At 67.8% G+C, this 17,219-nt stretch carries 19 protein-coding genes; 12 read left to right on the top strand and 7 right to left on the bottom strand.

The annotated features are described in order from the left end of the window. Nucleotides 1–51 precede the first annotated feature (51 nt). Entirely contained in the window at nt 52–1,092 is a 1,041-nt protein-coding gene (locus BLR19_RS06425) for an ABC transporter substrate-binding protein (RefSeq protein WP_091748500.1), read from the bottom strand. A 728-nt stretch (nt 1,093–1,820) separates the two neighbouring features. On the opposite strand from BLR19_RS06425, the gene BLR19_RS06420 reads away from it, so the two are divergent. Next, the gene (locus tag BLR19_RS06420; RefSeq protein WP_218119328.1) at nt 1,821–4,691 is read left to right on the top strand and encodes a PAS domain S-box protein; all 2,871 of its coding nucleotides are present in this window, start codon (nt 1,821–1,823) and stop codon (nt 4,689–4,691) included. On the opposite strand, the gene BLR19_RS06415 is transcribed toward BLR19_RS06420, so the two are convergent. Continuing rightward, nucleotides 4,688–5,656, bottom strand: a complete 969-nt coding sequence (locus BLR19_RS06415; RefSeq protein WP_091748497.1) for an alpha/beta hydrolase — start codon at nt 5,654–5,656, stop codon at nt 4,688–4,690. The genes BLR19_RS06420 and BLR19_RS06415 overlap by 4 nt on opposite strands. 92 nt (nt 5,657–5,748) lie before the next feature. Between BLR19_RS06415 and BLR19_RS14800 the strand changes: the two genes are divergently transcribed. Next, nucleotides 5,749–5,922 carry a hypothetical protein gene (locus BLR19_RS14800; RefSeq protein WP_176758279.1) on the top strand — a complete coding sequence of 58 codons (174 nt, stop codon included), beginning with the start codon at nt 5,749–5,751 and terminating at the stop codon, nt 5,920–5,922. Between the two features lie 42 nt (nt 5,923–5,964). On the opposite strand, the gene BLR19_RS06405 is transcribed toward BLR19_RS14800, so the two are convergent. Beyond that, complete coding sequence (locus tag BLR19_RS06405; RefSeq protein WP_091748492.1) at nt 5,965–7,782, bottom strand: ABC-F family ATP-binding cassette domain-containing protein; 1,818 nt, start codon at nt 7,780–7,782, stop codon at nt 5,965–5,967. Nucleotides 7,783–7,957: 175 nt separating this feature from the next. Between BLR19_RS06405 and BLR19_RS06400 the strand changes: the two genes are divergently transcribed. From BLR19_RS06400 to BLR19_RS06355, 10 genes are all read left to right on the top strand, one after another. Further along, nucleotides 7,958–8,296 carry a DMT family transporter gene (locus BLR19_RS06400; protein ID WP_091748489.1) on the top strand — a complete coding sequence of 113 codons (339 nt, stop codon included), beginning with the start codon at nt 7,958–7,960 and terminating at the stop codon, nt 8,294–8,296. 40 nt (nt 8,297–8,336) lie between these two features. Continuing rightward, nucleotides 8,337–8,798: a YcgN family cysteine cluster protein gene (locus BLR19_RS06395; protein ID WP_091749164.1), complete on the top strand. Its 462-nt coding sequence runs from the start codon at nt 8,337–8,339 to the stop codon at nt 8,796–8,798. 116 nt (nt 8,799–8,914) lie between these two features. After that, complete coding sequence (locus BLR19_RS06390) at nt 8,915–9,355, top strand: hypothetical protein (protein ID WP_091748486.1); 441 nt, start codon at nt 8,915–8,917, stop codon at nt 9,353–9,355. Next, a complete protein-coding gene (locus tag BLR19_RS06385) occupies nt 9,249–10,499 on the top strand; it encodes a DNA-packaging protein (RefSeq protein WP_255366467.1) in 1,251 nt (416 codons plus the stop codon). The genes BLR19_RS06390 and BLR19_RS06385 overlap by 107 nt, the downstream gene beginning before the upstream one ends. Nucleotides 10,500–10,531: 32 nt before the next feature. Further along, the gene (locus BLR19_RS06380; protein ID WP_091748483.1) at nt 10,532–10,819 is read left to right on the top strand and encodes a spike base protein, RCAP_Rcc01079 family; all 288 of its coding nucleotides are present in this window, start codon (nt 10,532–10,534) and stop codon (nt 10,817–10,819) included. Then, nucleotides 10,819–11,946, top strand: a complete 1,128-nt coding sequence (locus BLR19_RS06375) for an SGNH/GDSL hydrolase family protein (protein ID WP_091748481.1) — start codon at nt 10,819–10,821, stop codon at nt 11,944–11,946. Before BLR19_RS06380 ends, BLR19_RS06375 begins: the two co-directional genes overlap by 1 nt. Nucleotides 11,947–11,984: 38 nt before the next feature. Next, a complete protein-coding gene (locus BLR19_RS06370; protein ID WP_091748468.1) occupies nt 11,985–13,061 on the top strand; it encodes an acyltransferase family protein in 1,077 nt (358 codons plus the stop codon). Nucleotides 13,062–13,187: 126 nt separating this feature from the next. After that, the gene (locus BLR19_RS06365; protein ID WP_091748464.1) at nt 13,188–14,360 is read left to right on the top strand and encodes a phage portal protein; all 1,173 of its coding nucleotides are present in this window, start codon (nt 13,188–13,190) and stop codon (nt 14,358–14,360) included. Next, the gene (locus BLR19_RS06360; protein WP_091748461.1) at nt 14,357–14,590 is read left to right on the top strand and encodes a hypothetical protein; all 234 of its coding nucleotides are present in this window, start codon (nt 14,357–14,359) and stop codon (nt 14,588–14,590) included. The genes BLR19_RS06365 and BLR19_RS06360 overlap by 4 nt, the downstream gene beginning before the upstream one ends. Nucleotides 14,591–14,607: 17 nt before the next feature. After that, on the top strand, nt 14,608–15,051 hold the full coding sequence (locus BLR19_RS06355; protein WP_176758278.1) for an HK97 family phage prohead protease: 444 nt from the start codon (nt 14,608–14,610) through the stop codon (nt 15,049–15,051). On the opposite strand, the gene BLR19_RS06350 is transcribed toward BLR19_RS06355, so the two are convergent. Genes BLR19_RS06350 through BLR19_RS06340 form a run of 4 tightly spaced genes read right to left on the bottom strand, consistent with a single transcriptional unit; the run spans nt 15,038 to nt 17,169 of the window. Next, on the bottom strand, nt 15,038–15,856 hold the full coding sequence (locus BLR19_RS06350; protein WP_091748458.1) for a hypothetical protein: 819 nt from the start codon (nt 15,854–15,856) through the stop codon (nt 15,038–15,040). The two genes, BLR19_RS06355 and BLR19_RS06350, sit on opposite strands and share 14 nt — an antisense overlap. Nucleotides 15,857–15,866: 10 nt before the next feature. Next, a complete protein-coding gene (locus BLR19_RS06345) occupies nt 15,867–16,505 on the bottom strand; it encodes a hypothetical protein (RefSeq protein WP_091748455.1) in 639 nt (212 codons plus the stop codon). Next, the gene (locus BLR19_RS14595; RefSeq protein WP_143007336.1) at nt 16,502–16,714 is read right to left on the bottom strand and encodes a hypothetical protein; all 213 of its coding nucleotides are present in this window, start codon (nt 16,712–16,714) and stop codon (nt 16,502–16,504) included. The genes BLR19_RS06345 and BLR19_RS14595 overlap by 4 nt, the downstream gene beginning before the upstream one ends. Continuing rightward, nucleotides 16,711–17,169, bottom strand: coding sequence for a hypothetical protein (locus tag BLR19_RS06340; RefSeq protein ID WP_091748452.1), 459 nt, complete (start codon nt 17,167–17,169; stop codon nt 16,711–16,713). The genes BLR19_RS14595 and BLR19_RS06340 overlap by 4 nt, the downstream gene beginning before the upstream one ends. Nucleotides 17,170–17,219 lie beyond the last annotated feature (50 nt).

Below are 17,219 nucleotides of genomic sequence, written 5' to 3'. Positions count from 1 at the left end.
GACCCTTAATCCCGCGCTAATGTGAAGCCAGGATTCGACAACGACCGCGTGTCAGCCGCGACCGGGCAGATAGTTGTCGGTGAAGGCGTCGCGCCAGTTCAGACCGGCCTCGTAAACCCCGGCTTTCGAGGTCACGTCGAAGAAGGCTTGCCAGCGTTCCTCGGTCAGGGCGCCCAGGCCGTAAAGCGCCGCGTCGCCGCCATCGACGATGGCGTAGTCGCGCAGGCGCTCGCGGGCCTGATCCAGCACAGCCTGGGTCATGTCTGGGTTGTCCTTGCGGATCAGAGCGTCGGCGGCCGAGGCGTCGCCCCGGATATAGTCGCGCCACCCTTCCGCCGAGGCGGCGATGAAGCTGCGCAGCGCCGCCGCATTGTCCCGAGCGAAGGCGTTGGGCGCCAGGACCATGGCGGCGTAGGAGGGATAGCCCTCGTCGGCCAGCAGAAAGACGCGCGGGTCGAAATCGGCCGACTGTTCGATGGCGTAGGGATCGCTGGTCAGATAGCCCTGCTGCACCGCCCGCGCATTGGCGATGAAGGCGGCGGGGTCGTAGGCGAAGGGGCGCAGCTGCTCGTCGGTAAAGCCGTATTTGGCCTTCAGCCAGACCCAGAAGGTGCTGATCCCGGCCTCGGACAGCAGGAAGGGTCGTCCGGCCAGATCGGCGATGGTCTCCAGCGCCTCGTCGGGATGGGCCATCAGGACCTGCGGATCCTTCTGGAAGAAGGCGGCGACCGCCTTCACCGGCGCGCCGGACGCGACCAAGTTCAAGGGGATGAAGCTGTTGGAGCCCATGCCCAGTTCGACCGCGCCCGAGGCCAGCAGTTGCGGCACGTTCACGCCCGGCCCGCCCTGGACGATCTGGACGTTCAGCCCGCGCTTCTCATAGGCCCCGCTGGCGAGCGCCTGATAGAAGCCGCCCTGTTCGGCCTGGGCGCGCCAGTCGGTGGCGAAACGCAAACGCACCCGGCCCTGTTCGTCGACCGGCGCCTCGGCCCGCCCGCAGGCCCGAAGCCCGATCGTCCCCGCCGCCACAGCCGCCCCGCCCGCGATCAGCGCACGGCGACGGGTCAGCAGGCGATTCCCCAACAAGCTCATGCCCCTGACTTACGGGGCGATAGGGGCCTTGGGAAGGCGGGGCGTCAGTCGGCCGCGTTGTCGGCGCCCCAATTGAGCGAGGGGACGAAGCGTTCGGGCGGACCCGTCAGCTTCGTCCCCTCGCCAAGTCCGGGTTGGACTTGGCCGTTTGGGTCTGGACCTTGGCGTCAGCGCCGTTTCGAGCGAACCCGAAAGGGCGGTCGGCTGTATCCTGTCGCGCTCCTGGTCTTCGGCGTCCCACGGCATTTTAGTCCGCGTCGTCCGTCGATCCCGATCCGGTTCTCCCGTCTGCCGTCGATCCGAAGACCGTCGAAGACTGGAGCCTGGATCCCGCCTGTCGCACGTTACGATCCGAAGATCGCCCGAAGCGCCGGGTCGGAGAGCCGGGCCGGTTCGCTGGAGGTCCAGGTCTCCCTGGATTTCCGCTGCCCCGTGTCCCTTGGCCTGTTGACGTTCGGACGAAACCGGCTATGAGGCAAGCGCCCGAACTCGCCCCAGTGTGCACGATTGGCCCGGCGGCGGTGGACAAGTCTGTGAACATCGGTGGACGGATCAAATTCGCGATTGCGGATCAGCATCTTGTCTTGTCCACAGAAACGCGGCGATAGAGCCCTATGTCCGGCGTCGGACACATTGCGCTGCAACCGTGCGGCGCGCTTTGGGTTCTGTGATCAACGGACAAAAGTCCTTGGGGGAATTCGTTGTCCAACACCGGCTCTGACCACGCCTTGTCTATCGGCATCAATCGCAGCCAGCTGGCCCAGATGTTCGCCCATGCGCCGGGGTTCATGGCGCTGGTCACGGGGCCGGACCATCGGTTCGAGCTGACCAATCCCAACTATCAGAAGGTGATCGGCCACCGCGAGGTTATCGGGCGCACGGTGGGCGAGGTGCTGACCGATGCGGTGGCGCAAGGCTATCTGGATCTGCTGGACCAGGTTTATAGCAGCGGCGAGGCGCACCGGGCCGACAGCGCCCTGTATGCCGTTCAGGCTGAGCCGGGCGGCGAGGTCGTGGACCGCTACGTCGATTTCGTCTTCCAGCCGCTGAAGGAGGACGGTCGGGTTTGGGGCGTATTCATCCAGGGGATGGATGTGTCGGATCGCCACAGGGCGGACCAGGCGCTGGCGCTGAGCGAAGCGCGATACGGCGCCCTGTTCGGGGCGATGGCGACAGGCTTCTGCGTCATCGAGATGAAGTTCGACGCGGCCGACCGGCCCGTCGATTACAGGATCGTCGAGGGCAACAAGGCCTTCGAGGAGATGACCGGCCTGGTCGACCCTTACGGCAAATGGGTCAGCGAGATCGCGCCGGGGCTGGAGCAGCACTGGTTCGATCTCTACGGCGGGGTGGCGCGCACAGGCGAGCCGGTGCGGTTCGAAAACCCGGCCGACATCTTTGGTCGCTGGTATGACGTTCAGGCGCTGCGGATCGGCCAGCCGGGTGCCTGGCAGGTCGCCATCCTGTTCAACAACATCACCGAGCGAAAGCAGAGCGAGACGCGCCAGAATGCGCTGCTGGAGTTGAACGACGCGATTCGCGACCTGACCGACGCCGGCGACATCGCCCAGGCCTCCGCCCAGGTTCTGGCCCGCACCATGGGCGTGAGCCGGGCCGGATACGGCACGGTGGACACGGCCGCCGAGACCATCACCATCGCGCGCGACTTCAACCAGCCGGGGGTGAGCAGCATCGCCGGCGTCCTGTCGTTCCGCGACTACGGGTCCTATATCGAGGACATCAAGCGCGGCGAGACGGTGGCGATCGACGACGTCGCCCGCGATCCCCGCACGGCTGATACGGCCGAGGCGCTGAGGGCCATCAGCGCCGGGTCGTTCGTCAACATGCCGCTGATGGAACAGGGGCGGGTCGTGGCGATGGTGTTCGTCAACCATGCGACGCCGCGACATTACACCGACAGCGATCTGCGGCTGATGCGGGAGGTGGCGGAGCGGGTGCGCTCGGCGACCGAACGTGCGCGCAGCGAGGCGGCCCTGCGCGACAGTGAGGCCCAGTTCCGGGTCTTCGCCCAGGCCACGCCGATCCAGATATGGGCCAGTTGGGCGGACGGGTCGCTGTATTGGTTCAACCCCCAGGTCTATGCCTACTCCGGCCTTGCAGAAGGCGCGTTGGACGGCACGACCGGGTGGGGCAAGATCGTTCATCCGGACGACCTGGACTGGGCGTCCGAGCGCTGGGTCCAGGCCCTGGCCAGCGGCCAGGTCTATGAGAACGAGTTCCGCATCCGCCGCCACGACGGCGTCTATCGCACCTTCATGGTTCGGGCCGAGCCTGTGTACGACGAAGAGGGGCGGATCCTGCGCTGGGTCGGGTCCAACACCGACATCGAGGACCTGCGCCGCCAGTCGGCCGAACTGGCGCGGTTCAACGAGACCCTGGAAGAACAGGTCGCCGAGCGCACCAGCGCCCTGATGCAGGCCGAGGAGGCGTTGCGCCAGAGCCAGAAGATGGAGGCGGTCGGACAGCTGACCGGCGGCATCGCCCACGACTTCAACAACCTGCTGGCCGGCATCAGCGGCAGCCTGGAACTGATCACCAACCGGATCGCGCAGGGGCGTCATGCCGAGGTGGAGCGGTTCACGGTGGCGGCGCAGGGGGCGGCGAAACGGGCGGCGGCCCTGACGCACCGGCTGCTGGCCTTCTCGCGGCGTCAGACCCTGGATCCCAAGCCGACCGATCCCAACCGCCTGATCCGCGGGATGGAGGATCTGGTGCGGCGCACGACAGGGCCGGGCATTGAGGTGGAGGTGGTCGCCGGCGCCGGCCTGTGGCCCGTGCTGATCGACGCGCACCAGCTGGAAAACGCGGTGCTGAACCTGTGCATCAATGCACGCGACGCCATGCCGAGCGGCGGTCGTCTGACCATCGAGACCGGCAATCGCTGGATCGACGCGCGCACGGCCAAGGCCCAGGATCTGGAGCCGGGCCAATATGTCTCCATCTGCGTCAGCGACACCGGCACGGGTATGGCGCCCGAGGTGGCGGCGCGCGCGTTCGAACCTTTCTTCACCACCAAGCCGCTGGGCGAGGGGACGGGCCTGGGCCTGTCGATGATCTATGGCTTCGTGCGCCAGTCGGGCGGGCAGGTGCGGATCTATTCCGAGGCGGGCGAGGGGACGATGGTGTGCCTGTATCTGCCGCGCCACTTCGGCGAGGTGGACGACGCCGATCTGATCCCCGAGGTCGAACAGGCCCCGCGCGCCCAGGCCGGCGAGACGGTCATGGTCGTGGACGACGAGCCGACGGTGCGGATGCTGGTCGCCGAAATTCTGCATGAGTTGGGCTATCAGTGCATCGAGGCGTCCGACGGCGTGGCGGGGCTGAAGCTGCTGCAATCGGGCGCGCGGATTGACTTGTTGGTCACCGACGTGGGTCTGCCGGGCGGGATGAACGGGCGTCAGATGGCGGATGCGGCGCGGATTGATCGGCCGGACCTGAAGGTGCTGTTCATCACCGGCTATGCCGAGAATGCGGTGGTCGGCAACGGGCACCTGGATCCCGGCATGCACGTCATGACCAAGCCCTTCGCCATGGAGGCGCTGGGCAGTCGGATCCGCGAACTGATCGAGGCGAGCTAAAGCCGGGCGTTCAGCCAAGTGCGGATCGCCTTGCGCGCGCCGCGCGCGGCCGGGCCGCCGAAATGCAGGAAGCCGTGCGGGGTCTCGGGCACGCGGATCAGGTCCGCGTCCGACGCCTCACCCCAGCGCGTGGCCATCAACAGACTGTCTTCGAACAGAGGGTCCTGCTCGCCGGCGAGGAACAGGGCGGGCGGCAGGCCGGTCAAGTCGGCATACAGGGGCGAGACGTCGGGCTGGCGCAAGGCCGCCTCGTCGCGATCCGGCGCCAGGCGCGCCAGATCGGCCTGCATCGTCGGGCCGTTGAACAGCAGGGTCTCTGGCCCGGCCGAGCGCACGCTTTCGGTGCCCGACAGGTCGAAGACGCCGTAGGTGAAGACGCAGCCCTTCACCAAATCAATCAGCCCCTGGTCGCGCAGGGCGACGGCGGTCAGGGCGGCCAAATGCCCGCCGGCGGATTCGCCCGCCAGAAACAGGGTCGAGGCGCCCAGTCGATCGACATTCGTCACCGTCCAATAGGCGGCGGACAGACAGTCGGCGATGGCGGCGTCGATATAGATCTGACGCCGCTCGGACAGCAGGCGATAATCCACGGAGACGACGCAGAAGCCGTGGTGGGCCAGATGGGCGTTCAGCCGGTCGTTCAGCCCGGCGCTGCCCAGCACCCAGCCGCCGCCGTGGATGTCCAGAATGACGGCGCGGGGCGTGCCCGTCGGATGCAGGATGCGCAAGGGGACAGGGTGGTCGCCGTCCGTCTGGACGATCTCGACCGTCACGCCGCGCTTCCTGAGACGCGGCGTGGTGACCCGCCCGGCGGCCGCGTCCAGCCACAGCGACAGCCGCTGGCCTGCATCGATCCGCCAGCCGTCGGTGCGCAGACGCGGCGCGCGGGAGAGGACGGCGTTAATCCGCCGCACCGCCGCCTGCTGGGGCGGGGCGAACTCGACGAGGTGGCTGCGCAGGGTCATGAAGCTTGAGTGTGCGGCGGCGGGTTTGGTTTCAAGTCGGGGCCTTTGGCCTAGCCTCGTCAGCCATGACAAAGCCGGTTATCGTCCGCCCCATGAAACGGCTCACCCCCTTCGGCGTCCTGTTGATCTTTGGCTTGGTCGGGCTTTTGACGGGCAAGTTCGGCCTGTGGTTCGCGTTCGGCCTGGTCGCCTGCATCGCCGTCAGCGTGATGCAGAACCGGGGTGCAGCGAAGACGCCGCCCGGGGATCCGGACAGTCAGGGTTAGGACCTGAAGCCGTCCTCGCCAAAGTGACGAGCCGTTCGGTATTTATCCCGCCAGGGCCGCCTTCTTCTCTTCCAGCTCCAGCCATTCCAGTTCGGCGGATTCCAGCTCGGCGCGGGCCTTTTCGGCAGCCTTCATGGCGGCGTCGAATGCCTTGGGGTCGCGAGTGTAGAGGCCAGGGTCGGCCAGGGTCGCGTCGTGTCTGGCGATGGTCGCGGGCAGGGTGTCGATGAGCGTTTCGAGCTCCTTCAGGCGGTGGGCGTCCTTGAAGGAGAGTTTGGCGGTCTTTTTTGGGGCGACGGCGGGCAGGGGCGCCGCGGCGGCGCGCTGGGCGGCGGCCTTGTCCTGGGGGCGGGGGTTCGAACCGGGCTGAAGGAAGCCGGGGTTTTGGCGGATGAAGTCGGTCCAGCCGCCGGGGGTCTCGACGATGTCGCCGCGTCCGTTCAGGGCCAGGGTCGAGGTGGACAGCCGGTCGATGAAATCGCGGTCGTGGCTGACCAGAATCAGGGTGCCATCATAGCCCTCCAGCAGCTCTTCCAGCTTGTCCAACGTGTCCATGTCCAGGTCGTTGGTCGGTTCGTCGAGGATCAGCATATTGGCCGGCTTGGCCAACGCCCTGGCCAGCAGCAGGCGGTTGCGCTCGCCGCCCGACAGGGTCGAGATCGGCTGGCGCAACTGGGCCTCGGAGAACAGGAAGTCCTTGGCGTAGGCGGCGACGTGTTTGGACACGCCGCGCACCAGAATGCTGTCGCCGCCGCCCGGCGTCAGGGCGTCCCACAGGGTCATGTCCGACTTCAGCCCCTCGCGCGATTGATCCAGATAGACCGGCTCGAGGTTCGCGCCCATGCGCACCGTGCCCTCGTCGGGCGCCAGTTCGCCCAGCAGGGTCTTGACCAGGGTGGTCTTGCCCGCGCCGTTTGGACCGACGATGCCCAGACGGTCGCCGCGGATGATGCGGGTGGTCAGGTCCTTGAACAGGGTGCGGCCGTTGAAGCCCTTTGAGACATGCTTGATCTCGGCGACCAGCTTGCCCGAGGTCGAACCGGAATCGACGCCGAGATACAGTTCGCGCGGCACGTCCTTCATCTTCTCGGCGCGTTCGGCGCGCAGCGCCTGAAGCGAGCGGGCGCGGCCTTCATTGCGGCTGCGGCGAGCGGTGATGGACGAATAGAAGGTGGCGGTCTCGCGCTCGATGGTCTTGGTCAGGCGGCGCAGGGATTCCGCCTCTTCCTCCAGCACCTTGGAGGACCATTCGTCGAACTCGACGAAGCCCTTGTTCAGGGTGCGGACCCGACGGCCTTCCAGCCAGTGGACGGTGTTGGTGACGCGGTTCAGGAAGGCGCGGTCGTGGCTGACGACCAGCAGGGCGAACCGGGCCTGGATCAGCTCGTTCTCCAGCAGTTCGATCGCCAGGATGTCGAGGTGGTTGGTCGGCTCGTCCAGCAGCAGCAGGTCGGGTTCTTCGGCGAAGGCCTTGGCCAGGGCGGCGCGGCGGGTTTCGCCGCCAGACAGGCCCTGGGTCGACTTCGCCGGGTTCAGGCCGAAGGTCTCCAGCCAGCTTTCGGCCGTCCAGGTCTCGGCCTCGCCCGACGACGCATAGTCCAGCAGGGTCTCGCCGGTGATCACGGGCTCTTGCGGCACATAGGCGAAGCGGACGGCGGACTGGATGGAGCGGTCGCCACTGTCGGGCTCGATCAGGCCCATGACGACCTTCATCAGGGTGGACTTGCCCGCGCCGTTGCGCCCCACCAGGGCGGCGCGGCTGCGCGGTTCGACCGCGAGGTCGACGCCGTCGAAGAGGGGGCGCTGGCCGTCCTGAAGACGGACGTCCTTGAGTGCGACGAGAGGGGGTCTGGCTGCCATGTGACTTTCGATCCTCTCGGGCGACGCCGGAGAGGGAAACCGCGCACAGCGCGGCGGAGGGGGGCGGAAACGGGTGTGATCTAAGGGGTCCAGGCCCATTTCGCCACTGGAAAGGCGATACGAGCCGCAGGCTGTGGATTTGCGGCCGGGCGTCGGGCCGGGTTATGGGCCTGTCATGAACATGATCACCTGGGCCGCGCTGCTGGGCGCCATCGCGCTGGAGGTGGCGGGCACGACGATGCTGCAGGCCTCGCAGCAGTTCACGCGGGCCTGGCCGACGGCGGGGATGGCGGTCTGCTACGGCCTGGCGTTCTACCTTCTGTCGATCGCCTTGCGGCAGATGCCGGTGGGGATCGCCTATGCGATCTGGAGCGGGCTGGGGGTGGTGCTGATCTCGGTGATCGGGACGGTGGTGTTCAGCCAGCGGCTGGACCTGCCGGCGATGGTCGGGCTGGCGATGATCGTCGGCGGAGTGGTGGTGATAAGCCTGTTCTCCAAGACGGTCGGGCATTGAGGCTGTGACAAGCGGCGGCGCGGCGCGTATGAGGCGCGCCATGCAGCCCTACTGGGAAACCAAGACCCTGGCCGAGATGTCGCCTTCCGAGTGGGAGGGGCTGTGCGACGGGTGCGGGCTGTGCTGCGTGATCCGGTTCGAGGACGAGGATACGGGCGAGGTCATTCCGACGCGGGTGCATTGCAAGCTGTTCGATCCGAACGCCTGCGCCTGTTCGGACTATGCGAACCGCAAGGCCCAGGTGCCGGACTGCATCAAGCTGACGCCCGGAAACATCGAGGCGTTGGAGTGGATGCCCAAGTCGTGCGCCTATCGCCGGCTGCACGAGGGGCGGCCGCTGGCGAAATGGCATCATCTGATCTCGGGCAGTCGCGAGACGGTCCATACGGCGGGCGTGTCGGTGCGGGGCCAGACGATTTCGGAACTGGCGCTGGCCGAGCCGGAAGATGCGCTGGACTTCGAGGCGCCGGAATGGACGGTCGAACGGGGCCGGGAGCGATAGGGTAGCACCTCTTAGCCAGCGCAATGACGCTGGTTGAAAGGCTGCGAAAACAAGCCATTGGCGAATTATGTGGGCGTTCTTCCGGCCTGAGGACGCTGGTCCGCTATGGTTTGGGCATGACGGGAAATCGGGATGACGAAGAGGGCGGCTGCGGCGGCGCGCGCGAGACGGCTGCGTCCTGCGCCGGGTGGATGGAGCCCCTGTTCCTGATGATGAAGGCCAAGATCGAGGAGACGGCGAAGAGCGTCTGCGAGACGGACGTCAAGGACCCCGCCGTCGCCGAGAAGGTCGCGCGCCAGATCGGGGTGATCGCGCGCTCGGCCAAGGCGGTCGAGGCGATGCGACTGCTGTGCCTGAGCGACAACGAAGAGGACGAGATGGGTGGACGAACCTACGACCCCGCCGAGGACGAGCGAATCCGACAGGAACTGGTCGTCGAACACGCGCGGCTTGATCGAATTCTGGAAGAGAAGAACGCCGAAGCTGCTGAAAGAGCGCGGGCTAAGGCTGCATCGCAATCACTGTCGGCTGGCGAAGCATCAGTTTCCGCCGACTGACGACGACCTGAAGACCTGGCTGCTGCTGGGCGGCCGGGGATCGGGCAAGACCTTCGCCGGGTCGGTCTGGATCGACATCATGGCGCGAGAGCTGCCCGGCATCACCCTGGCCCTGGTCGGCCCCGCCCTGCACGATGTGCGCGAGGTGATGGTGGAGGGGGCGTCGGGTATCAAGGCGCTGGCGGAGCCGGGCGACCGGCCGCGCTGGGAGGCGGGGCGGCGTCGGCTGGTGTGGGGTAATCAGTCGGCGGCCTATGCGTTTTCGGCCGAGGATCCCGACAGTCTGAGGGGGCCGCAGTTTCACGCCGCTTGGGCGGACGAATTCTGCGCCTGGCGGCGGCCGGAGATGGTGCTGTCGAACCTGAGGTTCGGACTGCGGCTGGGGGCCTCGCCGCTGCTGGCGGTGACGACGACGCCCCGGCCGATCCCGGCGCTGAGGCGGTTGATGGCCGAGGCGGGGACGGTGACGGAACGGGCGGCGACGGCGCTGAACGCGCAGAATCTGTCGCCCGGCTTTCTGGCGCATCTGAACGACGTCTATGGCGGGACGCGGCTGGCGGCCCAGGAGCTGGAAGGCGTGGTGGTCGAGGGCGAGGGCGCCCTGTTCCGCATCGCGGACCTGAAACGGGCCAGGGGCGCACGGCCGGCCGAACTGGACCGGATCGTCGTGGCGGTCGATCCGCCGGCGACCGCGACCGGAGACGCCTGCGGCATCGTGGTGGTGGGGCGAAAAGGTCGCCACGCCTTCGTGCTGGCCGACCGGACGGTGCAGGGGCGCTCGCCCCAGAGCTGGGGCGGGGCGGTCAGCGCGGCGGCGCACGAGTTCGGCGCGCAGGAGGTGGTCGCCGAGAGCAACCAGGGCGGCGACATGGTGCGCTCGGTCCTGGCCATCAGCGCGTGTCCCTGTCGGATCGAGATGGTCCACGCCTCGCGGTCCAAGGCGGCGCGGGCCGAGCCGGTGGCCCTGCTCTATGAACAGGGGCGGGTGGTCCACTGCGACGCCTTCCCGGCGCTGGAGGAAGAGATGCTGGCGCTGGGCAGCGAGGGCGGACCCAGCCCGGATCGGGCCGACGCCCTGGTGTGGGCGATCACGCGGCTGATGCTGGGGCCGCAGTCGGCGGGACCGCGATTGCGGGGGCTTTAGAGCCTCAAGATTTCAACGACAGGAGAGACGATATGCCGGCCATTCCCGAGCGGGACGGATTGCTGAACCATGGGCGCGACGCGGGCGGGCCGGCGAGGCGCGCGGCGGCGGTCACGCCCAGCGATACGGCCGATCTGACGACCTACGCCAAGGCGCTGTATGTCGGTGGGGCGGGCAATGTCCGTGTGCTGACGGTCGGGGGCGAGGATGGGGACGCCGTGACCTTCGCCAACCATCCGGTGGGGTGGTTGCCGGTGCAGGTGCGCCGGGTGATGGCGACCGGGACGACGGCGACGCAGATCGTGGCGGCCTTCGACTGATGTCGGGTGTCGAGATCGGAGCGGCGACGGCGGCGCCGGGCGGGGTTCTGGGGAGGGCGCGGTTCGCCGTGCCCGACCTGCCCGTCTGGTCGGCGGCGGTCAGGACCATGCAGGCGGGCGGGCGCGAGGCGCGGCTGCTGTGCATCGGCGACAGCGTGACCCAAGGCTATGGCGCAGTCTCCGGCGGTTGGACGCCGAACGGTCGGGCGAGCGCCTGGCCCGAGCGGCTGGCGGCGATGATGAGCGGGCGGGGCCTGCCGGCGTCGGCGGCGTCGGTCGCGGGCGCCGGGGCGGCGGATGGGGCCGGCGGGAGCTATTCTGCCTATGATCCGCGGGTGACGATGGGCGCCGGGTGGGGCGTCAACGCCCTGACCGGGATGGGCGGCAAGCTGTTCTCGGGCGCGGCGTCGTCGACGGGCGTGTGGAGCTTTCAGCCGGACCGGCCGGTGGATCGGTTCGATCTGTGGGCCGTGACCAATACGGCGCTGGGGGTGCTGACGGTCGAGACGGACGGCGCAGTGCGGGCGACGGTGAACACCACCAAGGCGGCGTCGATGGACGTCACGACCGTGGCCTTTCCCGAGGCGGCAGGACCGGTGAGCGTGCGCTGGGCCTCGGGCGGGGCGGTGTTCATCGCGGGCGGGGTCGCGTGGCGGTCGGACGTGAAGCGGGCGCGGGTGATCAATGCGGGATGGGGCGGGGCCCGGATCGCGGACTGGATCACGACGGATCAGCCGTACCGGGCCTATGGGGCGATCCCGTCGGCGGCGCCCGATCTGTCGGTCGTGTGCCTGACCATCAACGACTGGAATGCGGGGACGGCGGTCGCGACCTACAAGGCCGGGCTGGGGACGCTGGTGGATCGGTGCCTGACGACGGGGGATGTGCTGCTGATGACCGGATGTCCGTCGGACCCGGCCCAGGGCAAGGCGAGCTATGCCGCGCAAGCCGCGTTGCGGGACGCGGTGTTCGAGGTGGCGGCGACGCGAGGGCTGGCGGCGCCCATCGACGGGACGGCCCTGTTCGGCGGCAGTTTCGGCGGCGGGCTGATGTTCGATTCCGTCCATCCCAATGCGGCGCGCCAGGCGAGGATCGCCGAGGCAGTGCGAGCGCGCGTGATGATCTGAGGTTGTCTCGCGCTCTCGCGCAGTGGTAACCGTGGCGGATGGGGGAGCGGTTCTACGGGGTGCAGGCGCTGCGGTTCGCGGCGGCGACGGCGGTGGTCGTCACGCACGCCGTGGATCTGGCCGGGACGCGGCTGGGGCTGGAGACGGCGCTGGCCGGCGGGACTCTGGAGAACTTCGGCGCCGTGGGCGTGGACGTGTTCTTCGTCATCAGCGGCTTCATCATCGCCACTACGACGCGGGGGCAGGCGGGCGTCGAGGCGGCCGGCGCGTTTTTGTGGCGGCGGTTTCGGCGGGTGGCGCCGATCTATTGGCTGCTGTCGCTGCCGATCCTGATCGGAATGGCGCGGGGCGGGACGCTGAGCCCGGAGGTGGCGGCGGCGACGTTTCTGTTCTGGCCGTTCAGCGGACTGGAGATGACGTTTCCGGCGCTGGGGCCGGGATGGACCCTGTGTTTCGAGATGCTGTTCTACGCCGGGTTCGGCCTGGCGGTGGCGGTGGCGGGCGGCAGGCGGGTCGGCTGGCTGCTGATCGGGGCCTATGCGGCGATGCTGGCGGCCGGATTGGTCGTGGCGGCGCCGGTGCTGAGGTTCTGGGGCGCGCCGATCATTCTGGAGTTTCTGCTGGGCGTCGGGATCGCCTGGGTGTGGCGGTCGGCGCCGCGTCGGCTTGGGGTGTGGGCGGTCGGGCTGGCGCTGGTCGGGTTCGGGCTGGGCTTGGTCTTTGGCTATGGCGGCATCGACGATGTGGGGGCGCTGAACGATCCGTGGAACGGGTTGAGGCGGGCAGCGGTCTGGGGTCTGCCCAGCGCCCTGCTGGTGTTCGGCGTGGTGCGGATGGAGCGGACGGACCGGGCGCCGGGGCGGCTGTCGCGGGCGGCGGCCTTCATGGGGGATGCGTCTTACTCGATCTATCTGGTCCATGTGCTGGTCATCCGGACCCTGGGGCGGATATTCGAGAGCGGGATGGTCGCCCTGCCGGGGGATGCGGTGGTGGGGCTGACGGTGGTCGGCAGTCTGGCGGCGGGGGCTGTCGTCCACGTCTGGGTCGAGCGGCCGTTGCTGAAGGTGATGACACCCTCTCCCGCTGGGAGAGGGCTTGAGCGTCCGAGAGCGTAGCGATCGGTCAACGCGAAAGGGTGGGGGTCGCGCTCGTGCGGACTGGCACGCCGGCCGACCCTCATCCGGCTCTTCGAGCCACCTTCTCCCACTGGGAGAAGGGACAAGAAATCTGAGGAGATTGCGATGGTTTCGATCCGGTGGCCGTTCGGCCAGGCGGGGCGCGTGGGCGCGCCTGAGGCGAAGGAAAGCCGGGCGGGCGGGCTGATCGCCTTGTCGGGGGTGGGGCGGCCGCGATGGACGCCCAACGACTACGCCAGCCTGGCGCGCGAGGGGTATCAGAGGAATGCCGTGGCCTATCGCTGCATCCGCATGATCGCCGAGGCGGCGGCGGCTGCGCCGTTCGCGGTGTTCGTGGACGGGGCGCGCGACGAGGCGCATCCGCTGGCGAAACTGATGCGTCGGCCCAATCCCGAGCAGTCGGGGGCGGAGCTGATGGAGGCGGTCTATGGCGCGCTGCAGGTGTCGGGCAACGCCTATGTCGAGGCGACCGGTGATGCGGATGGAGACGGGGCGCCGGACGAGCTGTGGGCGCTGCGGTCGGATCGGGTGAAGGTGGTTCCGGGCCGGTCAGGCTGGCCCGAGGCGTGGGATTATTCCGTGGACGGACGGTCGGTGCGGATCGGGCGGGCGGCGGACGGCTGGGCGCCGGTGATGCACCTGAAGCTGTGGCACCCGCTGGACGACTGGTACGGGTTGTCGCCGCTGGAGGCGGCGGCGCAAGGGGTGGATGCGTACAATGCGGCGGGCGCCTGGAACAAGGCCCTGCTGGACAATGCGGCGCGGCCGTCGGGGGCGCTGGTCTATGGGGCGAGGAACGGCGAGCGGTTGACGGACGGGCAGTTCGAGGCGCTGAAGGATCAGTTGTCGAACGTCTATGCCGGGGCGACCAACGCTGGGCGGCCGATCCTGCTGGAGGGCGGGATGGACTGGAAACCGCTGAGCCTGACGCCGGCGGAAATGGATTTCACGGCCGGCAAACATGCGGCGGCGCGCGAGATCGCCCTGGCCTTCGGGGTTCCGCCGCAGCTGCTGGGGATTCCGGGCGATGCGACCTACGCCAACTATCGCGAGGCCAATGCGGCCTTCTGGCGTCAGACGGTGATCCCGCTGGTGCGGAAGGCGGCGGGGGCGATGACGGGCTGGCTGGGCGAGCGGTTCGCGGGGTGCGAAATCCGGGCGGACCTGGATGCGGTCTCGGCGCTGCAGCCCGAGCGGGACGCCCTGTGGGCGCGGCTGGAGGCGGCGAGCTTCCTGACCGACGAAGAGCGTCGGCGGATGGCGGGGTTGGGGGCATGACCGAACATCATATCCGGCGCGTGCCGACGGCGCTGCTGATCGCCGTCGTTGTGCAGACGGTGGGCGGCCTGGTCTGGGCCGGGGGCGCCGCGGCGCGGATCGCGACGCTGGAACAGCGGGTCGGGGAGCAGAGGCTGGTCGCCGAACGGTTGGCGCGGCTGGAGGTTCAGGGCGAGGCGACGGCGGCGGCCGTGGAGCGGATCGAGCGTAGGTTGGAGGGCGGGTCGTGAGTGGTGAATCGGGATTGGTGGCTCGACAGAAGCATTCACGAGTCACGACTCACCACTCACCCCTTCAAATCGAAGGCTACGCCTCGCTGTGGGGCGTGGCGGATCTGAACGGGGACGTGGTGCAGGCGGGGGCGTTTGCGGACAGTCTGGCCAAGACGGGGGCTGAGGGGGTGCGAATGCTGAACCAGCACGATGCGCGCGCGCCGGTCGGGGTCTGGGAGCAGATCGTCGAGGATGCGCGCGGCCTGTTCGTGCGCGGCCGGATCGAGGACTGGTCGGCCGAGGCGCGGTTCGCCGGGGCGCTGAGCCGGGCCGGGGCGCTGGACGGGCTGTCGATCGGCTACCGCACGGCGCGGGCGCGGCGTCAGGGACGGCTGCGCGTGCTGAGCGGGGTCGAGCTGTGGGAGGTGTCGCTGGTGACGTTTCCGATGCTGCCGGGCGCGCGGTTCAGTTCGGCTTGAGGGCCTGGAAAGCGCCGTTGCGGTCGAGGGTTTCGGCGAGGGCGGCCATCTGGGCGCGGCCCTTCTTGCCGTGGAGATAGCGCAAAGCCCAGCCGGCGAGCACCAGGCCGAAGATCCAGCCGACGTGCAGCACCAGGTTGGCGAACAGGATGAAGACGGCCGCCAGCGCATAGGCGCCGAGATAGACCAGGGCCAGCTGGCCGCCGCGCGAGACCGTGGGGTTCGACAGGCCGGCGATGATCTCCGCTACGCCCGGTGCTGCAGCGGCGAACGGCAGGGCGTGATCGGAGGGCTTTGACGCCGGTTGGGGCGCGGGTCTGGATTGCGCTTTCGGCGCGGCCTGGGCGGCGGGTGCAGCGGACAGTCGGGCGGCGGGTTTGGGTCTCGGCGGGATCGGATCTGGCGCGCGCCGGGCGGGACGGAACAGGATCGAGCGGCCGGCTTCGTCGACGGTGAAGACCTCTTCGAAGGCGGTGGTCGAGAAGTCGATGGCGCGGGTGTCCTGGCCGTAGCTCTGGCCATGCAAGGCCGTCAGCCGGCCTTGGCGCAGCTCGATCTGGAAGCCGACGGGGTCGGGCAGGCCGGCGACCATGGCATGGACCGTGCCGAACAGGCCGGTGGCGTCCGGGTTGGCGGTCGCGCGGTCCGCGTCGACGACGACCTGGGAATAGAGGCCGGCGCCAGTGTTGCGACGCAGGCCCGGCGAACTGGCGGCGACCTGTGCGCGCAGGTCCGGGACGCTGTCGCCCATCTGCCAGATCATGGCGTCCATGACGGCGCTTTCCAGGGGCGTCAGGTGGGACATGGGGCGGGCGTCACAGAGCAGGGAAGGGGCGACGACCGGAAGCTTTCGCCTCAGCGACGTAGTGATCGTTCATCTTGCGCAGCTGTGCTCGAGGAAGAAGCAGCAAGGCCAGCACAAACAAGGTCGTGAAGACAGGCCAATACGGGATAGTCGGTATCCCCAAGTGGCGGTTTAGGAAACCCAGCGGGTCGCGCAAGCCCGCCACCGCGCAGAACATGATCCACACGGAAATGGACACTACGTCGATGACGTTGTCGGTACTTTTGGAAGGCGGAGCACCCCATCGCGCGATCAGCGCCTGGATGGGGCGAGGCACGGTTTCGACAGGCGGTTTCTTGGTGACCAGCAGGAATTCGCCGAGAGGAACAGGATCGAGTTCTTGCGATGTCTGAAGACGCTGTAATGGAGACAGGCGACGCGCAAGCACGCGCCGTTTGCGACGTGCGACGAAGGCGAGGCCATATTGAAGGCCCAAGGCGCCGAAGATCGCCAGCACAGGCAATGCATAGACGATTTCGGGAACTGACCCGTCGTAGTGGTTCAAGATGGCGACCGCCGTTAGGGGCACGAACGGCGCCCATATCCAGACGAGCTTGAGCAGCCAAGAGCGCTGCAGGCCTTCCACCAATTTGGAGGTCGTGTCGGTCACTCTTCGACCCTAACCGCATCACGCGGTTCTTCAACCGGGAGATCTGTGAACAGAACCTTATTGTACGATGGATGTATGGTGGTGGAAATCGGTCTGATTGTGGGCGGTCTGAGATGTGCTGGTGGGTCGATGAGTTCAAAATCGACCGTTGCCCAGTCGAAACTTCTTGTATCGACGGCTCCTGTGAAGAACTCGACGATGTCGATCACGTCAGCATCATCAGTCCAAACACGACACCCCGCCGGCCCAGCAGGGTCCCTAGCCGAAAGAAAAGAATGATTTCCGACGCCTTTCGGACGGGTTGCGTAAGGTTAGACTGGATACGGGTTATGCACCCGTTTCCGCTGTTGAACCGCGAAATCACTTCAGCCTGAGAGAGGAAACGCCGGATCGCAGTCGTCTCCTCAGTGAGGGCTTTTTCTAGTTCGCCGAAGACTGCCAGCTCCAGTGTGGTGAAGCCTGGCCCCTGAATGGGTTGTAAACCAAGCTTCTCAATCCATTGCCGGTAAACCCGAAATCCTTGCCGAAGCCCGAAGATCAGGCTGAGCGCAATGATCACCAAGTAGACGAGCCCCAGGCCTTTAAGACCCGCCATGAAATCTAACCTGCTTCCGAAAAGGAAAAGCAGAGCAAAAGCAGCAGTCGGAATTGCGAAGGCGACCATCGCCCAAACCATTCGCTTACGGCGGGTTGCTCGGCTTGGGCGGGGATTGA

It is taken from the genome of Brevundimonas sp. 374, from assembly GCF_900102995.1.
Lineage (GTDB): Bacteria > Pseudomonadota > Alphaproteobacteria > Caulobacterales > Caulobacteraceae > Brevundimonas > Brevundimonas vesicularis_C.
This window is presented reverse-complemented; position numbering and strand designations above follow the sequence as displayed.